The sequence below is a fragment of the Bartonella sp. B35(2025) genome (genome assembly GCF_053794465.1).
The window spans coordinates 735680-751539 of sequence record NZ_CP200035.1 but is presented as its reverse complement, the minus strand read 5'-3'; the positions used below and the strand labels follow the sequence as shown (position 1 = coordinate 751539).

Genomic DNA, 15860 nt, shown 5'->3' with positions numbered 1-15860 from the left:
CTCAACTTAAATGTATTATTATAAATTTCTATCTATTTTAGATACCCCTTCTTGATAGTTTAATGCAAGGATATTGGAAAGATGAGCGTGAATATTTCGGATTTTGCTGCCAAGCATATCGCACAGATACTTTTAAGTGAACCCGATAAGATAGGATTGCGTATTTCCGTTGAAGGTGGCAGGTGTTCAGGTTTTTTTTATAAATATGATTTAGTTTCTGAAAGCAAAGATGATGATCTTGTTCTTAAAAAAGATGGAGCGATTATATTTATTGATTCTGTATCCCTTCCTTTTATGGAGGGGGCTGAAATTGATTTTGTTGACGATCTTATGGGACAATCTTTTCAAATTCGTAATCCTAATGCTGTTTCCTCGTGTGGTTGCGGTGTAAGTTTTTCAATTTAAAATGGTAACTTTGATATTGCTTCTTGAAAAGGTTATCATGTTCGTTAAAAATACTAGAATGAATATTCTTACAAAAATATTATGTCAGTCTTTGTGGCTATACATAGTTTTTATCGCGTTAACTTGGAGAAGCTGGGCATTTTCTGAAAAAGGGGAAAGGAAAAATTATCAACAAAAACAATTAACAAGTTTTATCTTAAAATCGCAAAATCATGAAAAAGAAAATTTGTCCTCTCAGGCTCAGCTTATATTGCATGCTCGATTAACAAATGATAGCGAAAATATTATGAAAGGGCTTATATGGAGGGTTTATGCGCCTATCTTAGGAATTGATAATAAATTACCGCTGATTGCATCTTATGAAGGGGGGAGTGTACACTTTAATTTAGAACCAGGAAGCTATCTTGTTCATGTTTCATTTGGTCATGCAAGTGCTGTACAGCGCATAAAATTAGAAAATGGACAGCGTCTTTCCAAAAATTTTAATCTTGATGCTGGTGGTATAATTTTAAATGCTACATTGCTTAATGGTATAATCAACGAAAAGGAATTACGTTTCACTATATATGAGTATGCAAAAGAAAATGATGATATTGGTATAATTTTATCAAATATTAAGCCTCACTCAATTATACGTTTGAAAGCTGGCTATTATCATATTGCTTCCCATTATGGCTCTATTAATGCTATTGTACGTTCAGATATCCAAGTGGATGCAGGTAAAATTACTGAAGTAAGCTTTGAGCATCAAGCAGCACAAATTATCTTAAAATTAGTACGTCAAGAAGGAGGAGAGGCACTTGCAGATACAAGCTGGTCTATTACTAATGATTCTGGTGATATCATTTATGAGACAGTTGGTGCTTATGTTTCACTTACGTTAGTTGAGGGTAAATATATTGCGATTGCTAAAAATAAGGATCAAATTTATCAAAAAGTTTTTTCAGTTCTCTCTGGTCATGATGAAGATGTGAGCGTGGTGGCAAATGCACAAAGTATGCAAAAAATAAATGAGTCAAAAGATTAAAGGTTGTTAATGAGGGTAAGCAGCCATTAAAGGTGTAGAGTTTTGGTTATAGAGATTTCGACAGTTAGTGTATTTTTTGCAGGTATATTGTCTTTTTTATCGCCGTGTGTTTTGCCATTAGTACCTCCTTATTTATGCTATATGGCAGGGGTTGGGATTGATGATTTTCGTTCAGAAAAACCTAATAGAAAAATGTTTATACGGTTGGCACTTTTGTCTTCTGTTATTGCGTTCATTTTTGGTTTTACAACTGTTTTTGTTGCTTTAGGTGCTAGTGCAAGCACACTTGGTAGGTTTATTAATTATTATCGTGATTGGTTTACTATTGCTTCTGGAATTATTATTATCATTTTCGGTTTAAATTTTTTAGGCCTTTTTAAAATTGCTTTTTTATTTCGAGAAGTACGTTTTCAAACGCATAATACTCCTACAGGGCCTTTAGGGGCTTATGTCATTGGTTTAGCTTTTGCATTTGGTTGGACACCATGTATTGGTCCGATTTTAGGGCCTATAATAACGCTTGCTGGAACAAAAGAAACTATGAGCGAGGGAGTTGTGCTTTTAGGGATTTATGCACTTGGTCTTGGAGTACCTTTTATTTTGGCAGCTTTATTTTCAAATAGTTTTATGAGATTTTTTGGGGTTTTTCGTGTCCACTTAAGAAAAGTTGAAAAAATTATTGGTATTTTTTTGGTTATTACGGGTATTTTATTTTTGACAGGTTCTATGCAGAATCTTTCATTTTTGCTTTTAGAAAATTATCCTTTATTGAGTAAGGTTGAAGTTATTCATTGGCATGATATTGTAAATTTTTTTGGATTTTTTCGTTAATTTTATGTGTTCTTATGGTTAGAAATTGTCTTTCTATTGTCCTTGCAGCAGGTGAGGGGACGCGTATGAAGTCGTCTCTTCCTAAGGTGCTTCATAAAATCGCTGGATTACCACTTGTATGCCATGTTGTAAAACAAGTAGAATTGACAGGTACTTCACAATTGGCAGTCGTTGTTGGATTTGGCGCTGAAACTGTAACTGAAGTTGTTCAGTCATTTGTAAAGAATACGGTAATTTTTGAACAAAAAGAACGCTTAGGAACTGCTAATGCTGTTTTATCTGCTCGCTTGGCTTTGCAAAAAGGAGTGGATGATGTTCTTATTGTTTTTGGTGATACTCCTTTGATTCAAAAAGATTCATTGCTACAAATTCGCGAGCAGCTTGCTACTGGAGCGGATGTTGTTGTTGCTGGTTTTCACGCTCCAGATCCAACAGGTTATGGGCGTCTTATTGAAAAAAATGGTAAACTTATTGCTGTTGTAGAAGAAAAAGATGCAAGTGATGAAGAAAAAAAAATTTCTTTTTGTAATGGTGGGATATTTGCAATTAATGGAAAGCATGCACTTTCTCTTTTAGAGAAGGTTGGTAATAACAATTTAAAGCAAGAATATTATTTAACAGATATTGTTTCTATTGCATCGCATCAAGGATTGGATATTCGAATCGTTGAAGTACCTTTTGATAATATTGTAGGAATTAATAATTGTCTTGAGCTTTCCGAAGTTGATACTTTGTGGCAAAAGCGTAAAGTACGTGATTTGATGTTGTCTGGAGTTACAATACTTAAACCAGAAAGTGTTTATTTTTCTTATGATACAGAGATTGAGCCAGGTGTAGTAATTGAGCCAAATGTTTATTTTGGGTTGGGGGTAAAAGTACAATCTGGTGCAGTTATCCATGCATTTAGTTATTTGGAGGGAGCTGTAGTTGGTAAAAATGCACGGATTGGGCCTTATGCACGTTTGCGTTCTGGAACAGAATTGTCAGATTCGGTAAAGATTGGAAATTTTTGTGAAGTTAAAAAAGCTAAAGTTGGGGAAGCCTCTAAGATTAACCATTTAAGTTATATTGGTGATACAGAAATTGGTGCCCATACTAATATTGGAGCTGGTACTATTACTTGCAATTATGATGGATTTCATAAATACAAAACTATGATTGGTTCTAATACGTTTATTGGTTCTAATTCAGCACTTGTTTCTCCACTGATTATAGGAAATGATTCTTATATTGCCTCAGGAAGTGTTATTACTAAAGATGTTCCTTCAAATAGTTTAGCTTTTGGGCGTGCACGACAAGTAGTAAAAGAAGATTATGCAATAAAATTACGTGTACGCTTATCAACAAATAAACAAAAAAAGTGATCATTTTCAATTTATTTTTTAATTTTATAATGATTTAACTATTTTATAGGAATCTTATTCTTAAGCATTACCATACTAAATATTTGGTTTATATGATTATTTAAAACTTTCAATGAAGGTAAGTTTGTTATTTTATTTGGATTATATAAATCTAGGATGTAAGTTGGAGCTCTTTAATGTGCGGAATTATTGGAATTCTTGGAAAGAGGTGTGTTGTATCTTCTTTGGTTGATGGTTTGAAGTGTCTTGAGTATAGAGGATATGATTCATCTGGTATAGCAACAGTGCATAATGGGCATCTTTATTGTATACGTGCTGAAGGTAAGCTTATTCACTTAAAAGAGAAATTAGAAAAAACACCTCTAAAAGGGAACTTAGGGATTGGTCATACGCGTTGGGCTACTCATGGGGCTGCTGCAGAGCGGAATGCTCATCCTCATGTAACAGACCGGCTTGCGATTGTTCATAATGGTATTATTGAAAATTTTATAGAATTACAAAAAGAACTTATTGAAGATGGTTACGTTTTTAAAACAGAGACAGATACAGAGGTTATTGCTCATTTAATTACGCGCGCATTAAAAAGTGGCCTTTCTCCACAGGAAGCAGTATGCACAAGTTGGAAAAGGTTGCGGGGTGCTTTTGCTATTGCTCTTATTTTTGAGGGCGAAGATAATCTCATGATTGCTGCCCGCTCTGGGCCACCGCTGGCAATTGGTTATGGTAAAGGTGAATTTTTTGTCGGTTCAGATGCAACTGCTTTAGCTTCATTTACAGATTGCATAAGCTATATGGAAGATGGAGATTGGGCTGTTCTTACCCAAGAAGGCGTAGCAATTTATAATTCAAATAACCAACCAGTACAACGCCCAATTACAACATTGCTTAATGGATCTTTGTCGGTTTCTAAAGGTAATTACCGTCATTTCATGTATAAGGAAATATTTGAACAGCCTGAGGTTATTGCTCATAATTTAGCACATTACCTTGATCTTGGAAATTATATTGTTCGCCCACTAAAAAATTTGATTAATTGGAAAAGAATTAACCGGCTACTCTTTGCAAGTTGTGGAACTGCTTATTATTCAACCTTAGTTGCACGTTACTGGTTTGAAAGTCTTGCCGCTTTAAGTGTTGACAACGATGTGGCTTCGGAATTTCGTTATCGTGAACCACCTATAACTTCAGATATGTTATCGGTGTTTGTTTCTCAATCTGGAGAAACTGCTGATACGTTGGCATCTTTACGTTATTGTCGCGAGCATGGTATGAAAACAGCGACAATTGTGAATGTTGAGCAATCAACAATGGCCAGAGAGGCTGATTTTGTTTTACCAACGTTAGCAGGTCCAGAAATTGGTGTTGCTTCAACAAAAGCTTTTACTTGTCAATTAGCGGCACTTGCATCAATGGCACTTAATGCTGCTAAGCAACGAGGATATCTTTCTGAAATAGCAGAACATCAATTTGTTCAGCAATTAGCAGAAGTTCCAAGGATTTTGAATGAAGTTTTAAAGCTAGATAACGAAATTGAATATATTTGTCGTGATTTAGTGAACGTAAAAGGTGTTCTTTATCTTGGACGTGGTACTTCTTATCCTATTGCTCTGGAAGGAGCACTTAAATTGAAGGAGCTTTCTTATATTCATGCTGAAGGTTATGCAGCGGGTGAGTTGAAACACGGACCAATTGCGTTGGTAGATGAGACAATTCCAGTTATTGTTGTGGCACCTTATGATAAGTGGTTTGATAAGACTTTTTCTAATATGCAAGAAGTAGCAGCGCGTCGTGGTCGTATTATTTTGATAACTGATAAAAGAGGAGCAGAGGTAGCTTGTCTTGATACCTTGTCAACTATTGTTTTGCCTAATATTCCAGAGTTTATTGCACCCATTATTTATGCGTTGCCTATTCAATTAATTGCCTACCACACAGCTGTTTTATTGGGAACAGATGTTGATCAACCCCGTAATTTAGCAAAATCAGTTACTGTTGAGTAAAAAATATTTTTTATGCCTTTGAGGTTTATGGAAGACAATAAAGGGTACGAATCATAAAAGAATGTTTATAACAGGCATATAAAGTTTTCGCTTTTTTAATAATTAACCTGCATGCAATAATCGAGTAGCATCGTCACGTCCAAAAAGATCAAGCAGTAAGCGTAAAGCTTGCCCCTGTTTTGAAGAAAAATCGGCATCACGTTGCAAAAACAAACGCGCATCTTTTCTTGCCATTGATAAAAGATCACTATGTACTGCAAGATTTGCTATGCGAAATTCAGGCATACCAGATTGTCTGGTTCCCAAAAGTTCTCCCTCTTTTCGTAAGCGCCAATCTTCCTCAGCAATTTTAAAACCATCTTCTGTATCGCGTATAATATTAAGGCGTATCTCAGCCATTTTTGTTAATGGATCTTTATATAGCAAAATACAAGAAGATTTTTTTTCTCCCCGTCCAACACGTCCACGCAATTGGTGCAGTTGTGAAAGACCAAAATGTTCTGCATGTTCGATAACGATAATCGAGGCATCTGGAATATCTATTCCCACTTCAATTACTGTAGTTGCAACTAAAATACTTATATTTCCACATTTAAAAGATGCTATAATTTTTTCTTTTTCATCAGTGGACATTTTTCCGTGTATCATACCAACACGCATTCCAAATCTTTTATGGAGAATAGTAAAGCGGCTTTCAATTGAAGTGAGCTCAAGAGTTGTAGATTCTTCCACTAAAGGACAGATCCAATAAAGTTTTTCTCCTTTTTCTAATACAATTGCAATTCGTTCCATAAGTTCATTAATACGTTTCAAAGGAAGTATTGCTGTTGTAATTGGTTGTCGCCCAATTGGTTTTTCTGTAATTTTTGAAACATCCATATCACCAAAAGCTGTCAAGACCAGTGTGCGTGGAATAGGGGTAGCAGTCATTACCAGCATGTCAGGTTTATAGCCTTTTGCGGTAAGCGCAAGACGTTGGTGTACACCAAAACGGTGTTGCTCATCAATAATGGTTAAAGCAAGATTATTGTAAGAAACGTTGTTTTGTATTAGAGCATGAGTTCCAATGATAATTGAGGTTTGACCTGATAGAATATCCTTTAGAATATTTGTGCGTAATTTTCCTTTTTCTCGTCCAGTTAAAAGAGCTGTTTGTAATCCAATTTTTTCAGCAAAAGGAGTAATTGTAGCAAAATGTTGTCGAGCAAGAACTTCTGTTGGAGCCATTAAAGCTGATTGTCCTGAATTTTCAGCAATTTGGGCTATTGCCATTAGTGCAACTATGGTTTTTCCTGATCCTACATCACCTTGAAGAAGCCTTAACATCGGTTCTGGTGAAGCGAGATCGTTTGCAATATCTTTTATCGCTTTACTTTGTTCATTTGTAAGTTGAAAAGGTAAGGCTTCTAGCAATTTTTTAGTATAGGTTCCGGTTTGTGGGCGAGAAATTCCTGAAAGAGATTTTTTTTTCAAACGCATTAAACCAAGAGCTAATTGACAAGCTAGCAATTCATCATAAGCAAGACGTCTGCGTGCTGAACTTTCTAAAGACAAATCATCAGGATCTATGGGAGCATGGATGCGTCGTAAAGAAACCGAAAAAGAAGAAAAATTTTGCTGCTTTTTGACACTTTCTTCTATCCATTCTGGTAAAAGAGGGATATATTCGAGGGAGCTTTGTATTGTATGTCTTAGAATCTTTGCTGATAATCCAGAAGTAGATGGATAGATAGGTTCAATCAGTGGTATTTCATTTAATTGTTTGCTTGATACAATGTAATCTGGATGTACCATCGAAAGTTGTCCATTAAATCGCTCAACTTTACCTGATACAATAACTTTTTTTCCTTCTGGTAGTTGATTTTTTAACCAAGAGCGTCGAGTATGAAAAAATACTAAATTTATTTTCCCTGTTTTATCATGAGCAATGACACGATAAGGTAGTCGGTTGAAACCAGTTGGTGGTGGTTGATGTTGATCGATAATAATTTCAAGAGTAGCAGTGATTCCTGCTTGTGCAAAAGCAATGCTGGGACATACTCTGCGATCTATAACAGAATAAGGCATTAATTGAAGAAGATCGATAAGAGTTGGTTCACGCTGTGCCAAATTAATATTTAAGATTTTTGCTAATAAAGCACATACTTTGGAGCTAATTCCTAAGAGAGTACGAACTGGAGTAAAAAGAGGACTAAGAGGGTTTGGATGCATAAGGAAATTTAACCTGCTCTTTTTGTTTTTTCTAGTGCTTTAAATAAGATTTTTGAGGATAATTTACTCAGTATGCAAAGATAAGCTTATTATATTTATACTTTATATTTTAAGTAAAAAATAATTCCTTAAATAATTAATACAATAAACTATAGTGAAAAAGATGAGTAATATTTAATAATATTTTATATGATTCAATGGATTTTATTTTGTGAGTTTATTAGATGTAATTATTGATAGAAGATTTATATAAATATAAATGAAATTAAGATGTCTTTTAAATTATGAGATACTAGATTTACAGATTTAAAAGCACAATAAGCTAAAATACTCTCTATTATAAGGCAGATAAGAGCTACGATTTGATATATATTCTATAATAGGAAATTATGAGAGTGCCAAAAAATAAAAGTAAAATACGAGATGATAAAAACTTTCTTCCTCGATTTATTCATTTAAGAGTACATTCAGCTTATTCATTGCTTGAAGGAGCTTTAAAAATCCCACAAATTATTCGGCATGCAATTTCTGATCATATGCCATCAATTGCTATTACAGATACCAATAATTTATTTGGCGCTTTAGAATTTTCGCAATATTGTTTTTCTCACGGTATTCAACCTATTATTGGTTGTCAGCTTGCAATTGATTTTGGTGATGAAAGTAGTAATTCACGTTTAATTAAATTGCGTCATCCTTCTGCTTCTGATTTTTGCTCTATTGTTCTATTGGCTGCTAGTGAGATTGGTTACGCTCATTTGGTTCATCTTGTTAGTCGTGCTTATCTTGATAAGAACGACACGGATCCTCCTCATATTAAATCTGATTGGCTTGTATCACACAGTGAAGGAATAATTGCTTTAACTGGTGGTAAGGGAGGGCCTATTAATTTACTTTTGGCAGAAGATAAGAAAGAACGTGCTGTTGAGCGCTTAATTTATCTGAAAAAAAATTTTGGTGATCGTCTTTATGTGGAATTACAACGATGTGGCTCTTATGATCGAAAAGTAGAAACTGCACTTATTGAATTAGCTTATGCATATGAAATTCCTCTCGTTGCAACTAATGAGGCTTTTTTTCTGAACAAAGAAGGGTATGAAGCTCATGATGCTTTGATGGCGGTCGCAGAGGGACAAATTGTCTCTAATCCAGAGCGAAAACGTATGACGCCAGATCATTATTTAAAATCACAAAATGAAATGGTTGCGCTATTTTCTGATCTTCCAGAAGCCTTGGAAAATAGCGTTGAAATTGCATTGCGTTGTCATGTTGCTACACCAACTCGAAAACCAATTTTACCTCGTTTTATAGAAAAATCGGTAGATTCAAACGTTAATTTAAAAGCAGAAGATAATGAATTGTTAAACCAGGCTAAAGCCGGCTTAAAAATGCGGCTTGAGACAGTTGGATTGGCAGAAGGATACACGATTGAAGATTATAAGCAACGACTTGATTATGAAATTTCAGTTATTACACGTATGCAATTTTCTGGATATTTTTTGATTGTTGCGGATTTTATAAAATGGGCAAAAGCGCATAATATTCCTGTTGGCCCAGGTCGTGGTTCTGGTGCTGGTTCACTTGTTGCTTATGCATTGACCATTACTGATGTTGATCCATTGCGTTTTTCTCTTCTATTTGAACGATTTTTAAATCCAGATCGTGTTTCAATGCCTGATTTTGATATTGATTTTTGTCAAGAAAAGCGTGAAAAAGTTATTTATTATGTTCAAGAAAAGTACGGACGAGATCAAGTCGCTCAAATTATTACGTTTGGTAAATTACAGGCACGCGCAGTGCTTCGTGACGTTGGACGTGTTTTAGAAATGCCATATCGTCAAGTGGATTATCTTACAAAATTAGTTCCTGCCACGCCTGGGAGTCAGGTTGAATTAGCTGATGCTATCAAAGATGAACCAAAATTTGAAGAAGAGAAGAGAAAGGATCCTGTTGTGGGACGTGCCTTAGATATCGCACTTCAGCTAGAGGGGCTTTATCGTCATGCATCGACTCATGCTGCAGGGATCGTTATCGGTGATCGTCCACTGTCAGAACTTGTACCAATGTATCGTGATCCTCGTTCCGATATGCCTGTAACTCAATTTAATATGAAATATGTTGAACAGGCCGGGTTGGTAAAGTTTGATTTTCTTGGATTAAAGACACTTACTGTTTTGAAAATGGCTGTAGACTTTGTTGCACGAAAGAGTATCAAAATAGATTTGTCGCATATCCCTCTAAATGATGAAGCAACTTATGCTATGATGGCACGTGGTGAAACCGTTGGTGTGTTTCAAGTTGAAAGTTCTGGTATGCGTAAGGCACTGATTGGGATGAAGCCAGATCGCATTGAAGATATTATTGCGCTTGTTGCACTTTATCGTCCTGGTCCGATGGAAAATATTCCAACATATAACGCACGCAAACATGGGGAAGAGAAAATTACTTCTATTCATCCTAAAATAGATCATCTGGTTGAAGAAACACAAGGCGTTATTGTATATCAAGAACAGGTGATGCAAATTGCTCAGGTGCTTTCTGGGTATTCACTTGGGGAAGCGGATTTATTACGTCGAGCTATGGGTAAAAAAATCCATAAAGAAATGCAAAAACAACGTACACGTTTTGTAAATGGAGCTATTGTTGGTGGTGTTGATAAGGATCAGGCTAATAATATCTTTGAACTTTTAGCAAAATTTGCAGATTACGGTTTTAACAAATCACATGCTGCTGCCTATGCAATTGTTTCTTATCAAACAGCTTACATGAAAGCACACCATCCGGTTGAATTCTTAGCGGCTTCAATGACGTATGATATGACAAATACAGATAAGTTAAGTGATTTTCGACGTGAGGCATTAAGGTTAGGTATTGAGGTTATTGCTCCGTGTATACAAACATCACATCGTATTTTTGAAGTTGGTGAAAATTGTATTTATTATTCTCTTGCTGCGATTAAAGGAGTAGGGGAAGCAGTTGTTGATCATATTGTAGCGTGCCGTGGAACTAAAATTTTTAAAAATCTAGAAGATTTTTTTGAACGTATTAATCCTCATATTGTTAATAAGCGTGCAATGGAAAGTTTAATTTGTGCTGGTGCTTTTGATTGCTTTAATATTGCACGTGAGGTTTTATTGGAAAGTCTTGAAATTCTTCATTCACGCGCACTTCGTATTCTTGATAATAAATCTAGTGGGCAAACTGATATATTTGGAATAGAAAATGGGATAAAAGAGCCTTTAATTTTATCAGAGGCATCTTCTTGGTTATTGACTGAGAAACTTTATCGAGAATTTCAAGTGATAGGTTTTTATTTTTCTGCTCATCCTTTGGATGAGTATCAAGCTATTCTTGATAAAAAACGTATTCAGACTTGGGTTAATTTTACCAATACAATCAAAAAAGGAGAAACTACTGCCCGGCTTGCTGGAACTGTGGTGGCAAAACAAATTCGTAAAACAAAATCTGGTAAAAAAATGGGGATTGTTCAGCTGTCTGATACGAGTGGACAGTATGAGGTAGTCTTATTTTTTGAGGAGCTTTCGGTTTATGGGGATATGCTAAAGCCTGGAAAATCTTTTATTATTACAGCTATTGCAGAAAACCGCTCAGAGGGGATTAGTTTGCGACTTGAAACGGTACAATCATTAGAAGAAGAAGCATTGCAGCATTATAAAGTGATGCGCCTCTTTATAAAAACAGTTGATGCACTTTCACAAATTGAACAAAATTTAAATCCTAGTGGTAATGGAGAGGTTGGGCTTATTTTAGTACAAGAGGATGGATTGCGAGAAGTTGAAATTACACTTCCAAAGCGATATGAAATAAATCTACGTGTCGCGAACATTATGAAATCAATTCGTGGTGTTGTTAATGTAGAATTGATTTAAATCAGTAATATATAGTGATCTGATTTAGGTTGTGTTCTTTTATTGAAATAAGTTTAGGTAGATTCCTAATGTAGAAAATTCAGAAAAATCTTCACTTATATCCTCATGAATAGTATTCAAAGAAATTTAGAATTTTAAGCTTTCATTATCACTTTTTTTATCTCATTTTTTGTTAAATTTATAGCATCATACATATAAAGCCAATTAAGGCTGGATATGATACTTTCTGGTGTATGAATTTTCATTATAAAGTTACGTGCAATTGCTATGGGACCGGTTGCATGGTAAATCATCCTGTTAAAATTTCCACGTTTTTTAACTGCTGTGATACGGGGACTTCGTATTTTTTTGTAGAGGGAAAGAGATTCGATTAGTGAAAAATCTTTAATAGAAAGTACTTCTGCTAATGTAGCAGCATCTTCTATTGCCATAGCAGCACTTTGTGCTGCAAAGGGAAGAGCTGCGTGTGCACAATCACCAACAAATACTTGTCGTTCCAAACCTAGAAAACGATTATGTTTCATTTGAAAAAGTGGCCAATAGCTCCATTCATCGATGTGATCAAAAATCTGAAAAATTTGATGATTCCAGTTTTTAAAAAGAGATATAAGCTCTTCTTTTTTTCCTTTTTGAGCCCATTTTTCTTCTGAATTTTCTCCATGAGTGATAGCTACAAAATTGAAAATTTTTTCTGATTGAATGGGATAAACAACAAGATGATTTTTTGGTCCTAGCCAAGCAGTAATTGTCTTCACATTTTGCAATAGAGAACGAAAATTTTTAGGAAGATTTTGAAATTCTGTTGTTGCACGCCAAGCAATAAAGCCACTAAAATTAGCTCTTTCATGAAAGGGAGCTAATTTCCTCAATGTTGACCAAACTCCATCACATCCAATAAGGAGAGGTGTTGAATAAAATTGGTGCTTTTGTGTTTCAGTTGGTGAATCTGTTTTTATTGTTGTTATATTAATGGTATCGATTGCAGTTTGGATAGATGATATAACAGTCTCGCCTGTTATATATTTGATAAGAGGATTTTCAATAACAGCGTTGTATAAGACTTTTTGCAAATTAGCTCTATGGACTGTAATATAAGGAGCTTTCCAATTTTTTTCAGATAAATTGATAAGATTAGCGCGTAGGTATGTCTTTAGAGATATACCGTCTCTTAATTCAAGAAAATGTGGTGTTACGCTTACTTCAATGAGTTTATCAAAAATTCCCCAGTGAGCAAGAATACATGTTGCATTTGGAGTAAGCTGAATGCCAGCGCCTACAATATCAAGCTGTTTATGTTTTTCGATAACGGTGCTTGCAATTCCTTTATAAGCAAGTGCTAGAGCAGAGCTCAAGCCTGCAATCCCTGATCCGACAATAATTGGTGATTGGTTCATTGGTTATTTCATACTGAGAAAGCATCAAATATATTATATCGGATTATTGGGACGATATAAACATCCTGTGGGGTCTGTTTGATTATATAGTAATGAGGAATCATAGCGATAAAGCGTTGAACAATAGGGGCAAAATCCTTCATCAGCTGATCCCATGTCGATAAAAATATGGGGATGATCAAATGGTTGCGTAGCACCAACACACATAAATTCTTTTACACCAATTTTAATTATTTTATATCCAAGATCATTTTGGAAATGAGGAACGTTGTGATTAGCCATGATGTCAAAACTCCGGATAAATCACCTAGTAAGGGGTGCTTTTAATCTGTATTCAATACTTATTAGTTTGTAATAAAGTTTATTATAATGCAAGGTGTTTATTAAGATAATTTTTGAATAAGAATGACCTTAATTGTTTTAAAATATCAATATAAATGACAAAAAATTAGCTATTGATATGTTATGATTACAATAAGATATCGTAAAGCATTAATATGAGATATTTACTTACAAAAATTTTTGAGAGTACAATGAAAGATTAGATAGAAATATATGAAGCAAACGATAACAGATCAAATTTCTATGCGGGATATAACGATGAAAAATCCGATACGGTTTGTTAATCGAGAATTTTCATGGTTACAGTTTAATAACCGCGTTTTGATGGAAGCTATGAATCCTAAGCATCCTTTATTAGAACGAGTAAGATTTCTTTCAATTTCAGCAACAAATCTTGATGAGTTTTTTATGGTTCGTGTTGCGGGTCTTGTTGCTCAAATTCGTGCTGGGATTACAGAATGTAGTGCAGATGGACGCACACCACAGGAACAACTGGATTTGGTGTTAGCTGAGATTGCTAACTTACAGAAAAATCAGCAACAAGCACTAAAAATATTACGTCATGAATTAAGACAGAATAATATTGAAGTTATAGATGCTGATGAGCTTTCTGAGATTGAAAAATTATGGCTTGAAGAGTATTTTTTTACTACGATTTTTCCTAGTTTAACACCTTTGTATATTGATACTGCTCATCCATTTCCATTTATTCCTAATTTAGGTTTTTCTGTGGTACTTCATTTGTTACGGCATGGTGATTGTCGTCCTATGGTAATGTTATTGCGGGTACCAACTACCTTGAAGCGCTTTATCTGCCTTCCACAAAAAGGTAATAATTTTCGTTTCATTGCATTTGAAGATGTTATAAGCTTTTTTATTCATCACATGTTTCCAGGCTGTGAAGTTGATGGAATTGGTACATTTAGGGTGATCCGTGACAGCGATATTGAAGTAGAAGAAGAAGCTGAAGATTTGGTTCGTTTTTTTGAAACTGCTCTTAAAAGGCGCCATCGTGGTCAGGTTATTCAAATTGAATTTGACACAAAAATGCCTAAAAAATTACGCCAATTTATAATGAATGAGCTTGCTGTTTCTGATGATTGTATAAGTGTTTTAGATGGATTTTTAGCACTTAGTACGATATCAGAGATTATTTCTATTCCGAATGATGATTTAAAATTTGTTCCTTATAATCCTAGATTTCCTGAATGTATTCGTGAGCATAATGGTGATTGCTTTGCAGCTATTCGTGAAAAAGATATTGTTCTTCACCACCCTTATGAATCATTTGATGTTGTTGTACAATTTTTACATCAGGCTGCTGGCGATCCTGATGTTATCGAGATTAAGCAAACTCTCTATCGTACGTCAAATGATAGTCCAATTGTTAGTGCTTTGATTGAGGCAGCTAAAAAAGGTAAATCTGTAACTGCTTTAGTAGAACTTAAAGCACGTTTTGATGAGGAAGCCAATATTCGTTGGGCACGTGATCTTGAACGTGCCGGTGTTCAAGTTTTTTTTGGTTTTATTACATTAAAAACACATGCTAAGATATCACTTGTCGTAAGGCGTGAAAGAGGCTTTCATCGCTTTTATGTTCATCTTGGAACTGGGAATTATCACCCGATTAATGCTAGGATTTATACTGATCTTTCTTTTTTTACTGCAGATGATGATATTGGTCATGATGTTGCATTGCTTTTCAATTATATCGCTAAATATGAAAAGCCGAATGAATCAATGAAAATTGCGTTTTCGCCTTTAACATTGCGTAATCGTATTCTTGGACATATAGAGAGAGAGATTACTAATGCGCGACGGGGGCAATTTGCTGCTATTTGGATGAAAGTGAATTCATTAGTTGATCCTGAAATTATTGATGCTTTATACCGTGCTAGTCAAGTGGGTGTACAAATCGATTTAGTTGTTCGTGGTATCTGTTGTTTACGCCCTGGTGTTTTAGGAATTTCGGATAATATTCGTGTAAAATCTATTGTAGGTCGTTTTCTTGAGCATAGCCGCGTTTTTTGTTTTGGTAATGGTGAAGATTTGCCAAATGAGAATGCACTTGTTTATTTAGGTTCAGCTGATATGATGCCTCGTAATCTCGACCATCGTGTCGAAATATTGGTTCCAGTTTTTAATAAAATAGTTCGTCAGCAAATTCTTCTGCAAATTATGTTAGCTAATATTATTGATAATCAACAAAGCTTTGATATATTGAGTAATGGGACATCAAGACGTATAATACTACAAAAGGGTGAGAGTTCGTTTAATGCGCAGGAGTATTTTATGATCAACGCAGGTCTTTCGGGGTGGGAAAAATCTTTTGAATCTTCTGCTTCGCATCTGGTTGCGTTGCATCGGCAGCGAACCAAAGTGCATAAAGACTGAAG

At 35.0% G+C, this 15860-nt stretch carries 10 protein-coding genes; 7 read left to right on the top strand and 3 right to left on the bottom strand.

Annotation, left to right across the window (positions count from 1 at the left end; translation table 11 throughout):
- The first annotated feature begins 81 nt into the window (after nucleotides 1–81).
- The 5 genes from V4P56_RS03105 (at nucleotide 82) to glmS (ending at nucleotide 5627) form a co-directional block, all read left to right on the top strand.
- The gene (locus tag V4P56_RS03105) at nucleotides 82–405 is read left to right on the top strand and encodes a HesB/IscA family protein (protein ID WP_455482603.1); all 324 of its coding nucleotides are present in this window, start codon (nucleotides 82–84) and stop codon (nucleotides 403–405) included.
- A 58-nt stretch (nucleotides 406–463) separates the two neighbouring features.
- Nucleotides 464–1432, top strand: a complete 969-nt coding sequence (locus V4P56_RS03100; RefSeq protein ID WP_455482602.1) for a carboxypeptidase regulatory-like domain-containing protein — start codon at nucleotides 464–466, stop codon at nucleotides 1430–1432.
- A gap of 42 nt (nucleotides 1433–1474) precedes the next feature.
- Nucleotides 1475–2263, top strand: coding sequence for a cytochrome c biogenesis CcdA family protein (locus V4P56_RS03095; protein WP_455482601.1), 789 nt, complete (start codon nucleotides 1475–1477; stop codon nucleotides 2261–2263).
- A 14-nt stretch (nucleotides 2264–2277) separates the two neighbouring features.
- On the top strand, nucleotides 2278–3627 hold the full coding sequence (glmU, locus tag V4P56_RS03090) for a bifunctional UDP-N-acetylglucosamine diphosphorylase/glucosamine-1-phosphate N-acetyltransferase GlmU (RefSeq protein ID WP_455482600.1): 1350 nt from the start codon (nucleotides 2278–2280) through the stop codon (nucleotides 3625–3627).
- Nucleotides 3628–3803: 176 nt separating this feature from the next.
- On the top strand, nucleotides 3804–5627 hold the full coding sequence (gene glmS, locus V4P56_RS03085) for a glutamine--fructose-6-phosphate transaminase (isomerizing) (RefSeq protein ID WP_455482599.1): 1824 nt from the start codon (nucleotides 3804–3806) through the stop codon (nucleotides 5625–5627).
- A gap of 102 nt (nucleotides 5628–5729) precedes the next feature.
- On the opposite strand, the gene recG is transcribed toward glmS, so the two are convergent.
- Nucleotides 5730–7838: an ATP-dependent DNA helicase RecG gene (gene recG / locus V4P56_RS03080; RefSeq protein ID WP_455482598.1), complete on the bottom strand. Its 2109-nt coding sequence runs from the start codon at nucleotides 7836–7838 to the stop codon at nucleotides 5730–5732.
- Between the two features lie 389 nt (nucleotides 7839–8227).
- On the opposite strand from recG, the gene dnaE reads away from it, so the two are divergent.
- Nucleotides 8228–11728: a DNA polymerase III subunit alpha gene (gene dnaE, locus V4P56_RS03075; protein ID WP_455482597.1), complete on the top strand. Its 3501-nt coding sequence runs from the start codon at nucleotides 8228–8230 to the stop codon at nucleotides 11726–11728.
- 134 nt (nucleotides 11729–11862) lie between these two features.
- On the opposite strand, the gene V4P56_RS03070 is transcribed toward dnaE, so the two are convergent.
- The gene (locus V4P56_RS03070) at nucleotides 11863–13122 is read right to left on the bottom strand and encodes an FAD-binding protein (protein WP_455482596.1); all 1260 of its coding nucleotides are present in this window, start codon (nucleotides 13120–13122) and stop codon (nucleotides 11863–11865) included.
- A gap of 33 nt (nucleotides 13123–13155) precedes the next feature.
- Nucleotides 13156–13404: a zinc-finger domain-containing protein gene (locus V4P56_RS03065; RefSeq protein WP_455482595.1), complete on the bottom strand. Its 249-nt coding sequence runs from the start codon at nucleotides 13402–13404 to the stop codon at nucleotides 13156–13158.
- Nucleotides 13405–13677: 273 nt separating this feature from the next.
- On the opposite strand from V4P56_RS03065, the gene V4P56_RS03060 reads away from it, so the two are divergent.
- Entirely contained in the window at nucleotides 13678–15858 is a 2181-nt protein-coding gene (locus V4P56_RS03060; protein WP_455482594.1) for an RNA degradosome polyphosphate kinase, read from the top strand.
- Nucleotides 15859–15860: the final 2 nt, after the last annotated feature.